Source organism: Streptococcus mitis (assembly GCF_003942685.1).
In the GTDB taxonomy this organism is placed as follows: Bacteria; Bacillota; Bacilli; order Lactobacillales; family Streptococcaceae; genus Streptococcus; species Streptococcus mitis_CD.
In genome coordinates, this window is sequence record NZ_RJNR01000018.1 from 18518 (window position 1) to 29782 (window position 11265).

Annotated in this window: 6 protein-coding genes; all 6 read left to right on the forward strand. The window is 40.9% G+C overall.

Features of this window, described 5'->3' with window-relative positions; translation table 11 throughout:
• Positions 1–111 precede the first annotated feature (111 nt).
• The 6 genes from rexB to dcm all read left to right on the forward strand — a co-directional run bounded on the left by rexB (position 112) and on the right by dcm (position 11235).
• On the forward strand, positions 112–3387 hold the full coding sequence (rexB, locus tag D8855_RS09395; RefSeq protein WP_125417123.1) for an ATP-dependent nuclease subunit B: 3276 nt from the start codon (positions 112–114) through the stop codon (positions 3385–3387).
• A complete protein-coding gene (addA, locus tag D8855_RS09400; RefSeq protein WP_125417125.1) occupies positions 3384–7034 on the forward strand; it encodes a helicase-exonuclease AddAB subunit AddA in 3651 nt (1216 codons plus the stop codon). The genes rexB and addA overlap by 4 nt, the downstream gene beginning before the upstream one ends.
• Positions 7035–7203: 169 nt before the next feature.
• Entirely contained in the window at positions 7204–8382 is a 1179-nt protein-coding gene (locus D8855_RS09405) for a hypothetical protein (RefSeq protein ID WP_084946511.1), read from the forward strand.
• A gap of 445 nt (positions 8383–8827) precedes the next feature.
• Positions 8828–9001, forward strand: coding sequence for a hypothetical protein (locus tag D8855_RS09410; RefSeq protein ID WP_000159607.1), 174 nt, complete (start codon positions 8828–8830; stop codon positions 8999–9001).
• Positions 8998–9777: a replication initiator protein A gene (locus D8855_RS09415; RefSeq protein ID WP_125417126.1), complete on the forward strand. Its 780-nt coding sequence runs from the start codon at positions 8998–9000 to the stop codon at positions 9775–9777. The genes D8855_RS09410 and D8855_RS09415 overlap by 4 nt, the downstream gene beginning before the upstream one ends.
• Before the next feature lie 99 nt (positions 9778–9876).
• Entirely contained in the window at positions 9877–11235 is a 1359-nt protein-coding gene (dcm, locus tag D8855_RS09420) for a DNA (cytosine-5-)-methyltransferase (RefSeq protein ID WP_125417127.1), read from the forward strand.
• The last annotated feature ends 30 nt before the right edge of the window (positions 11236–11265 follow it).

An 11265-nucleotide genomic window follows, 5' to 3' on the forward strand; every position in this document is an offset into this window, starting at 1 on the left:
GAACTTTCCGGCATTTTCTTTTCAACAGGTGAGCAAGAACTGATTATTTTCAGACTTGGCAGGCTAATCATGGTATAATAAAAGGTAATGAAAAATTCCAACGAGGCAGAGATGAAATTACTTTATACTGATATTCGGACTTCTTTGACTGAAATTTTAACCAAAGAGGCAGAGGAGCTAGTTGCTGCTGGCAAGCGGGTCTTCTACATCGCTCCCAACTCTCTTTCTTTTGAAAAGGAACGCGCCGTGCTGGAATGCTTATCCCAGCAGGCTTCTTTTGCGATTACCGTCACGCGCTTTGCTCAAATGGCTCGTTACCTGGTCTTGAATGACTTGCCTGCTAAGACCAGTCTTGATGACATCGGTCTTGGGATGGCCTTTTACAAATGGCTTGCCGAACTTGACCCCAAGGACTTGCGTGTTTATGGTGCGATTAAGCAGGATCCTCAATTTATTCAGCAGTTGATTGAACTGTATCACGAGATGACGACTGCTCAGATGAGCTTTTTAGACTTGGAGAGTTTGGCAGATGAGGACAAGCGAGCAGACTTGCTCTTGATTTTTGAGAAAGTAACGGTCTATCTTAATCAAGGTCAGTTGGCCCAGGGAAGTCAGTTGTCTCATTTGATTGAAGCTATTGAGAATAACAAAGTAAGTAGTGATTTCACTCAAATCGCCTTGGTTATTGATGGATTTACCCGTTTTTCTGCTGAAGAAGAGCGGATTGTGGACCTACTTCACGGCAAGGGTGTTGAGATTGTCATTGGAGCCTATGCTAGTAAGAAAGCCTATACCAGTCCATTCGCTGAGGGCAATCTATACCAAGCCAGTGTGGACTTTCTCCATCATCTAGCCTCTAAATACCAAACACCTGCTCAGGATTATTCTCAAACTCATGAGAAGATGGATAGTTTTGATAAGGCCTCTCGTTTGCTGGAGTCTTCTTATGACTTTTCAGAACTCGCTTTGGATGTCGATGAGAAAGACCGTGAAAACTTACAAATCTGGTCTTGCTTAACTCAAAAAGAAGAGTTGGAGTTGGTAGCGCGTAGTATTCGTCAGAAATTACATGCCAATCCAGACCTGAGTTACAAGCATTTTCGTATTCTCTTGGGGGATGTAGCTTCTTACCAATTATCGCTGAAAACAATTTTTGACCAGTATCAGATTCCTTTCTATCTTGGTAGAAGCGAATCCATGGCCCACCACCCTTTGACACAGTTTGTCGAGTCTATTTTGGCTTTAAAACGTTATCGTTTCCGTCAGGAAGATTTGATTAACCTCCTCAGAACGGGTTTATATACCGACCTTAGCCAGGCTGATATTGACGCATTTGAGCAATATATCCGCTATCTTGGTATCAATGGCTTACCAGCCTTTCAGCAAACCTTTACCAAATCCCACCATGGAAAATTTAATCTTGAGCGTTTGAATGCCCTTCGTCTGCATATTTTAACACCTCTTGAAACCCTCTTTGCCAGTCGAAAACAGAAGGCTGAAAACCTCCTACAAAAATGGAATAGCTTTCTAAAAGAAAGTTCAGTGACCAAGCAGTTACAAGATTTGACAGCCACTATGGAAGCTGTAGAACAGGAAAGACAAGCCGAAGTTTGGAAGGCTTTCTGTCATGTTTTAGAACAATTTGCGACTGTTTTTGCTGGTTCACAAGTTAGTTTAGAGGACTTCCTAGCTTTGCTCCATTCTGGAATGAGTTTGTCCCAATACCGTACCATTCCAGCAACAGTGAACACTGTTCTGGTGCAGAGTTACGATTTGATTGCCCCTCTGACAGCTGACTTTGTCTACGCCATTGGGCTAACTCAGGACAATTTACCAAAAATCGCGCAAAATACCAGTCTTTTGACAGACGAAGAAAGACAGAGACTAAACCAAGCGACTGAGGAGGGGGCGCAATTACTGATTGCAAGTAGTGAGAACCTCAAGAAAAATCGCTACACTATGCTTTCCTTGGTCAATTCTGCTCGTAAGCAGTTGGTCTTGTCGGCTCCAAGCCTTTTTAACGAAAGTGAAAGCAAGGAATCTGCCTATCTTCAAGAGCTGATCCATTTTGGATTTAGTCGGAAAGATAAGAGGATGAATCACAAAGGGCTGTCTAAGGAAGATATGGGTTCATATCACAGTCTTTTGTCCAGTCTAGTTGCTTATCACCAGCAGAGCGAGAGGCGTGATAGTGAGCAAGATTTGACCTTTGTCAAGGTTCTGGCGCGTGTGATGGGTAAAAAATTAGACCAGCAAGGTCTGGAAAATCCAGCCCTTCCAACGAGTCCAAGCAGCAAGCAATTGGCTAAGGACACCTTACAAGCGCTCTATCCTGCTGATCAGGAGTTTTACCTGTCTACCTCCGGTTTGACGGAGTTTTACCGAAACCAATACAGTTATTTCCTCCGTTATGTTTTAGGCCTGCAGGAAGAATTGCGCCTGCGACCAGATGCTCGTAGTCATGGGAATTTCTTGCACCGTATTTTTGAACGGGCCTTGCAATTACCTGACGAAGATTCCTTTGACCAACGTCTAGAACAAGCTATTCAAGAAACCAGTCAGGAACGGGAATTTGAAGCTATTTATCAGGAAAGTTTGGAAGCCCAGTTTACCAAGGAAGTGCTGCTTGATGTGGCACGGACGACTGGACATATTCTCCGCCACAATCCAGCTATCGAAACCATCAAAGAGGAAGCGAATTTCGGTGGAAAAGAGCAGGCCTTTATTCAATTAGACAATGGACGCAGTGTCTTTGTACGAGGTAAGGTTGACCGCATTGACCGTTTGAAAGCGGATGGATCGATAGGAGTAGTAGACTACAAGTCCAGTCTGACCCAGTTCCAGTTTCCTCATTTCTTTAATGGCCTTAATTCCCAGTTGCCAACCTATCTAGCTGCCTTAAAAAGAGAAGGGGAGCAGAACTTTTTTGGTGCCATGTACTTGGAAATGGCTGAGCCTGTCCAATCTTTGATGGCTGTTAAAAGTCTAGCAGGTGCAGTAGTAGAAGCTAGCAAGTCAATGAAATACCAAGGCCTCTTTTTAGAAAAAGAAAGCAGTCATTTGGGCGAATTTTACAATAAAAACAAGGCCAATCAGCTGACGGATGAGGAATTCCAGCTCCTGCTGGACTACAATGCCCAACTTTACAAGAAAGCAGCTGAGAAGATTTTAACAGGCCAGTTCGCCATTAATCCTTATACCGAAAATGGTAGAAGCATTGCCCCTTACGTTCAGCAGCATCAAGCTATTACTGGATTTGAAGCCAATTACCACTTAGGTCAAGCTCGTTTCCTAGAAAAGTTGGACTTAGCTGACGGTAAACGTCTGGTCGGAGAAAAACTCAAGCAAGCTTGGTTTGAAAAAATAAGAGAGGAGTTGAATCGATGAAGCCTATTCCCTTTTTAACTGAGGAAGAAATTCAAAAACTGCAAGAAGCAGAAGTAAATTCGAGCAAGGAACAGAAGAAAACTGCCGAGCAAATCGAAGCTATCTACACTTCTGGTCAGAATATCCTAGTTTCAGCATCGGCTGGTTCTGGGAAGACTTTTGTCATGGCCGAGCGTATTCTGGATCAGTTAGCGCGTGGTGTCGAAATTTCTCAACTCTTTATTTCAACCTTTACCGTCAAGGCTGCCACCGAGCTTAAAGAACGTTTGGAGAAAAAAATCAGCCAACAAATCCAAGAAAGTAGCGATGTTGACCTCAAACAGCACTTGGGGCGCCAGTTGGCAGACCTACCCAACGCTGCCATCGGAACCATGGACTCTTTTACCCAAAAATTCCTTGGCAAACATGGCTATCTGATTGATATTGCGCCTAATTTCCGTATTTTACAAAATCAAAGCGAGCAACTCCTTCTAAAAAACGAAGTCTTTCATGAGGTCTTTGAAGCCCATTACCAAGGTAAACAGAAAAAGACCTTTAGTCATTTGCTGAAAAACTTTGCTGGGCGTGGCAAGGATGAACGGGGGCTGCGCCAGCAGGTCTATAAAATCTATGACTTCCTCCAATCCACCAGCAATCCTCAGAAATGGCTGAGTGAATCTTTCCTCAAAGGCTTTGAAAAAGCTGATTTTACTAGTGAAAAAGAAAAACTGACTGAGCAAATCAAGCAAGCCCTTTGGGATTTGGAAAGCTTTTTCCGTTATCATCTGGGTAATGATGCCAAGGAGTTTGCAAAGGCTCCCTATTTAGAAAATGTTCAGTTGATTCTGGATGAAATTGGCTCCTTAAATCAAGAGTCCGATAGTCAGGCTTATCAAGCAGTGCTTGCGCGTGTCGTCGCAATTTCGAAAGAGAAAAACGGTCGGGCCCTGACTAATGCGAGTCGTAAGGCTGATTTGAAGCCCCTGGCTGATGCCTACAACGAAGAAAGAAAGTCCCAGTTTGCTAAACTAGGACAACTGTCAGACCAGATAACCATTCTCGACTATCAAGAACGTTATCATGAAGATACCTGGGAACTAGCTAAGACTTTCCAAACCTTCATGAGTGATTTTGTGGAAGTTTATCGTGAACGTAAGCGTCAGGAAAACGCCTTTGAATTCGCTGATATCAGCCATTACACCATTGAGATTTTAGAGAATTTCCCGCAAGTTCGTGAGGCTTATCAGGATCGCTTCCACGAAGTCATGGTCGATGAGTATCAGGATACCAACCATATTCAAGAACGGATGCTGGAATTGCTGTCTAATGGTCACAATCGCTTTATGGTGGGAGATATCAAGCAGTCTATCTATCGTTTCCGTCAGGCAGACCCGCAGATTTTTAATGAAAAATTCCAACGCTATGCGCAAAATCCAAAAGAGGGCAAGCTCATTCTCCTGAAGGAAAATTTCCGTAGTAGTTCAGAAGTGCTGTCAGCAACCAATGATGTCTTTGAACGCCTTATGGACCAAGAGGTCGGCGAAATCAACTATGACAACATGCACCAGCTTGTTTTTGCCAATACCAAACTGACTCCCAATCCAGACAACAAGGCAGAATTTATCCTCTACGACAAGGACGATACAGGTGAGGAAGAAGAGAACCAAACAGAAACGAAACTAACAGGCGAAATGCGCTTGGTTATCAAGGAAATCCTTAAACTCCATAAGGAACAAGGTGTTGCCTTTAAAGAAATCTCTCTTCTGACCTCCAGTCGCAGTCGTAATGACCAGATTCTCCTCGCCCTGTCTGAGTACGGGATTCCTGTCAAAACTGACGGAGAGCAAAACAATTATCTCCAATCCCTAGAAGTGCAAGTCATGCTGGACACCCTTCGTGTCATTCACAATCCCCTACAAGACTATGCCTTGGTTGCCCTTATGAAGTCTCCAATGTTTGGCTTTGATGAGGACGAGTTAGCACGGTTATCTCTTCAGAAAGCAGAGGATAAAGTCCAAGAAAATCTCTATGAAAAACTGATCAATGCACAAAAAATGGTAACAAGCCAGAAAAACTTGATTCACACAGCTCTAGCTGAGAAACTAAAGCAATTCATGGATATCTTGGCTTCTTGGCGCTTGTATGCCAAAACCCACTCCCTCTATGACCTGATTTGGAAGATTTATAATGACCGTTTTTATTATGACTATGTTGGGGCTTTGCCAAATGGTCCTGCTAGACAGGCAAATCTCTATGCCCTAGCACTGCGTGCTGATCAATTTGAAAAGAGCAATTTTAAAGGTTTGTCGCGTTTTATTGGTATGATTAACCAAGTTTTAGAAGCCCAGCACGATTTGGCAAGCGTTGCAGTTGCACCGCCAAAAGATGCAGTAGAGCTCATGACTATCCACAAGAGTAAAGGGCTGGAGTTTCCTTACGTCTTTATCCTCAATATGGATCAGGATTTTAACAAGCAAGACTCTATGTCAGAGGTCATTCTCAGCCGTAAAAATGGTCTTGGTGTCAAGTATATTGCCAAGATGGAGACAGGAGCAGTGGAAGATCACTATCCTAAAACCATCAAGCTCTCTATTCCTAGCCTGACCTATAGGCAGAATGAAGAGGAATTACAGCTGGCAAGTTATTCAGAGCAGATGCGTCTGCTGTATGTTGCCATGACGAGGGCTGAGAACAAGCTCTATCTTGTCGGCAAGGGTTCTCGTGAAAAGCTGGAAGCCAAGGAATACCCAGCAGCTAAAAATGGAAAACTAAATAGCAACACTAGACTGCAAGCCAAGAATTTCCAAGATTGGATTTGGGCTATCAGTAAAGTATTTGCCAAGGATCATCTCAACTTTAGCTATCGTTTTGTTGGTGAAGATCAGCTGACCAGAGAAGCTATCGGAGAGTTGGAAAACAAGAGCCCTCTACAAGATAGCTCCCAAGCAGACAATCGTCAGTCTGAAACTATTAAAGAAGCTCTTGAAATGCTGAAAGAAGTGGAAGTATATAATACTCTTCACCGTGCAGCCATTGAACTTCCTAGTGTTCAAACCCCAAGTCAAATCAAGAAATTCTACGAACCAGTTATGGATATGGAAGGTGTCGAGATTGCAGGTCAAGGCCAGTCAGTAGATAAGAAAATCAACTTTGATTTGCCAGATTTTTCAACCAAAGAAAAGGTAACAGGAGCTGAGATTGGTAGTGCTACCCACGAACTCATGCAGAGAATTGACCTCAGCCAGCGACCAACACTTGCTAGCCTGACAGAAACTCTCAAACAAGTTCAAACCAGCCAAGTTATCAGAGACAAGATCAATCTTGCTAAAATTCTTGCATTCTTTGACACAGCACTCGGTCAGGAAATTCTCGCTAATACCAACCATCTTTATCGCGAGCAACCTTTCTCCATGCTCAAACGAGACCAAAAGAGTCAGGAAGACTTTGTTGTCCGTGGTATCCTTGATGGCTATCTACTTTACGAAGACAAAATTGTTCTGTTCGACTATAAGACAGATCGCTATGATGACCCAAATCAACTCATAGACCGTTATCGTGGTCAGTTAGCCCTATACGGAGAGGCTTTATCTCGAGCCTATTCGATTGAAAATATTGAAAAAAACTTGATTTTACTCGGTAAAGACGAGGTTCAAGTTGTAAAAGTATAATTTATACTCTTCGAAAATCTCTTCAAACTACGTCAGCTTCACCTTTCCGTAGATATGCTCACTGACTTCGTCAGTCTTATCTACAACCTCAAAACTGTGTTTTGAGCAACCTGCGGCTAGCTTCCTAGTTTGCTCTTTGATTTTCATTGAGTATTAGAAAGGAGACCTCATGACACTTCCAGTTAGAAAATCCCTGCATGATGCGGTTTTACAGGCTTCAAAATCTGATACTTGGGAACAAGCTACCAAGGAATGGAATGAAGTTTCCTTGATTTTTAACGGTATCGGCCGTAGCAATTGTGTCTGTGGAAATGCTATCAAATACGCTTACGAACTCTTTAACGGTGTCACAGGTCAACGCCTCTTTCCAATTGGTAGCGACTGTGTTCGTCATTTTCATCGATTAAGCCTTGACCAGCAACTAGAAGAGGAAGAAAAATTACTCAGAAAGGTCGAAAATCTGACCAGAAAAGCTAAGAAAAAGGAAAAAATCAAGGTCAATAAAAGTGACTTTGACGAGCGACTTCTAAAATGGCTCTGGGAAAAAGGTGTTTTTAAACCCAATCGTGGAAATCAGTTCTCACCTGAGAAAGACTACCAGCTTTTCTTAGAAGTCTTTCAAGGAGGAAGTTGGTCCAAGGCAGAACCCAAGAAGAAAGCTCGGATGGAAGAAGTTCTTGAAAAATGCATCAAACCCTTTTTACTTGGCAAATCAGATGACCAACTCTACCTTGTCAAGCTAGGAAAGGAAAAAATTGACTACGAACAGGAACTCCGTATCCAGGCAGAGAAAGAGCGTAAGAAGAGAGATAAAATCGCTAAGCAGTATGCAGACAATCTAGTCCTAGCCATGGGCCCAGCAGAACGTGCCTATCAAGACTACTTTGGCTTTACAGATACACTGACTCAAGAAGAACGCAAGTGGGAAAAAATTCTTTTTGGTAAAAATAGGACAGAACGGGCTATCAAGGCCAAACAATACCAAAAAGAGTTGGAAAAAGACCAACGAATTGCTAGTCAGGATCCAATTGAAAGAAAGCAGAAGCAGACCTGGCTCCTCAATTCCTATTTTCGTGAGCTTCCTGAAGAAAAAGCTCGTTTTTCTAGGCTCTTATTAGAATATCGAAAAAGTGGAGAAGTCCCCTTTTCAACTGAATATCTGTCAGACCATCTGCTCGACTTTCTCTATAAAATGAAAGCCTTTGAGTTTGAAATCGCACCAGAACAAGTTCGAGATTTTCTAAAAGAAAGCCTTCAAACAGAGCATCTCTCCTCAGCACAAGAAAGCTGGATAGAAGGAATTTTGACAAATTGTATAGTCCCATTTTTATCTCGAATACTCATCTAAAACTAAATATATAAGTCTTAGAATTTTATATAAAGTTAATATATAAATTAAGTAAATTTGAAATCAGCCTTCCTTTATAAAGTAGCTATTACAAATAAAAGCTTGTGCAAAAAAGAATAATTTATGATAGAATAGAGGATAAGAAAGAAAACGTTTTTACAATTTTTTCAATCCGAAGGAGATATATTATGGCTACTATTCAATGGTTGGTCTAGAAGATTTAAAATAATAAAACATTGTGAAGTAGAATAAATGCTTAAAACCCTTGAATTTCAAGGGTTTTTGTGAGTACAGATTTTTATTTTTTACATTGTTATAAGTGCTTGATTGAGCAATAATTATCAATAAAAACATTTTTTTGGTGTTGAGTTTGGTGTTCAAATATTTATTATGTTACGGAAAGGAATTTCACAATCTTTCCGTTTTTTTATTTTCAGGAGGGAAAATGACAAAAGAATTACAATCATCACGCTATATTGTCATTTCATTTTTAGTACGTGAAATGGGAATTGATATTGTTGAAGCCATCTCTCTTATGGCTGAATTGGAAAAAAGTGGCTTGGTTCGATTGGAATCAAGTGGAGATTTAATACTCAAAGAACTTGGAGGAGCGCTATGAAACGAATTACCGCAAATCAATACCAAACTTCAGAACGGTATTATAAATTACCTAAAATTCTTTTTGAGGATGAGAAATATATGGATATGAAATTAGAAGTAAAGGTGGCTTATTCTATTTTAAAAGATCGTTTAGAATTATCTCTTAGTCGTGGTTGGATAGATGAAGAAGGGGCGGTTTATTTAGTATTTTCTAATTCTAAACTGATGAGGCTGTTAGGTTGTTCGAAGTCAAAACTACTATCAATCAAAAAAAATCTTAAAGAATATGACTTAATTGATGAAGTTCAACAGTCTTCAAGTGAGAAAGGAAGACTAGCTAATAAGATTTATTTAGGGGAGTTGTCTTCTACCCCAGTAGGTAATTCAAACAGGCCTAGTGTTAAAAAAAGACTAGGGCAGGTTGAAAATGAAACGGCCCCCGTCTCACATTCAGCCCCTAGTGAGACTGAAGTTATTGAGACTAAATATAGTGAGACTGATTCTTTATTTATTGAGGATGAGGAAGAAAGGAATACTCAACCTATCTTGAGAAGAAAAGTAGAAAAGGTCACAAAATATGATCGAGATTATATTTGGGGATTGGTACAAGATCAATTTAGACGAGAAGGTTTTTCTGAAACAGCCAGTGATATAGCTATGACTGATTTTGAAAGAATCTATCAGTATGCTCTTGACAATGTTCGCTTTGTTAGACGAGCGGAAGTTTTGGCTGAATTTGTGTTTAACGGCTTGTATTCTGTTTGGAATAACCGTGTTAGAAAAGGAGGTGGTTAAAATGTCGCCAATCGAGTGGGTATTAGTTATGCTCATTGTCATTTCAAGTGGTGTGACTATTTGGACATTGATAGTCGATCAGAAAGGGGTGATAAAGAAATGAGATTTATTGATTTATTTTCAGGTATCGGTGGTTTTCGACTCGGAATGGAAAGTGTCGGACACGAGTGTATTGGATTTTGTGAGATTGATAAATTTGCTAGGAAATCTTATAAGTCCATTTTTCAAACGGAAGGAGAAATAGAATTTCATGACATACGAGATGTTTCAGATGACGAATTTAAAAAACTTAGAGGGAAAGTCGATGTCATCTGTGGGGGATTCCCTTGTCAAGCATTTTCAATCGCAGGAAGACGATTGGGATTTGAAGATACTAGAGGAACTTTGTTCTTTGAAATTGCTCGAGCGACCAAACAAATCCAACCACGTTTTCTTTTTCTTGAAAATGTTAAAGGCCTACTCAATCACGATAAGGGACGGACGTTCACCACAATTCTTACCACACTTGATGAGTTGGGGTTTGATGTTGAGTGGCAGGTGCTTAACAGTAAGGATTTTGGCGTTCCCCAAAACAGAGAGAGGGTGTTTATTATCGGACATTCTAGAAAGAAAGGTACCAGACTCCTATTTCCTTTCAGACGAGAAGGTCAAGCAACTAACCCTGAGACTTTAAAAGCACTCGGAAATTTAAATCCATCAAGAAGTGGAATGAGTGGTAAAGTCTATTATTCAGAAGGTCTTGCGCCAACCTTAATTCGTGGAAAAGGAGAAGGATTTAAGGTTGCTATTCCTTGCATTACACCAGATAGATTAGACAAGAGACAAAATGGGAGACGCTTTAAGGAAAACCAAGAGCCGATGTTTACTTTAAATACTCAGGATCGTCATGGTATTGTCGTTGTTGGAGATTTACCAACTAGCTTTAAGGAGACTGGTCGCGTCTATGGAAGCGAGGGCTTATCTCCAACACTGACTACGATGCAAGGTGGAGATAAAATCCCCAAAATACTGATTCCAGAACCAATCAAATTTCTAAAAGTCCGGGAGGCAACTAAAAAAGGATATACTCAAGCAGAGATTGGGGATTCAATCAATTTAGAAAGACCAAGTTCTCAGTATCGTCGTGGAAGAGTTGGAAAAGGTATAGCGAATACGTTAACAACTAGTGGTCAAATGGGAGTAGTAGTGGCTAGCTATGAAGGAGAAGATAAAAAAGTTTATCATGTAGCCGGTGTCTTGATAGATGGACAATTTTACCGTCTGAGAATTCGACGAATCACTCCTAAAGAGTGTTTTCGCTTGCAAGGGTTTCCTGATTGGGCTTTTGAAGCTGCTAGAAAAGTCTCTAGTAATAGTCAGCTCTATAAACAAGCTGGTAATAGTGTAACCGTTCCTGTGATTGCCGCAATCGCAAAGAAATTAAAAGAAATCGAGGAAAAAGATGAAAGCTTTAAATAAAGAGTCAATACTAGATTGTGATGAATTAGA

Excerpts from the sequence above, each read along its gene's own strand:
- dcm (WP_125417127.1), top strand. The coding sequence starts at position 9,877 with ATGAGATTTATTGATTTATTTTCAGGTATCGGTGGTTTTCGACTCGGA.
- D8855_RS09410 (WP_000159607.1), top strand. The coding sequence starts at position 8,828 with ATGACAAAAGAATTACAATCATCACGCTATATTGTCATTTCATTTTTA.
- D8855_RS09405 (WP_084946511.1), top strand. The coding sequence starts at position 7,204 with ATGACACTTCCAGTTAGAAAATCCCTGCATGATGCGGTTTTACAGGCT.
- addA (WP_125417125.1), top strand. The coding sequence starts at position 3,384 with ATGAAGCCTATTCCCTTTTTAACTGAGGAAGAAATTCAAAAACTGCAA.
- rexB (WP_125417123.1), top strand. The coding sequence starts at position 112 with ATGAAATTACTTTATACTGATATTCGGACTTCTTTGACTGAAATTTTA.
- D8855_RS09415 (WP_125417126.1), top strand. The coding sequence starts at position 8,998 with ATGAAACGAATTACCGCAAATCAATACCAAACTTCAGAACGGTATTAT.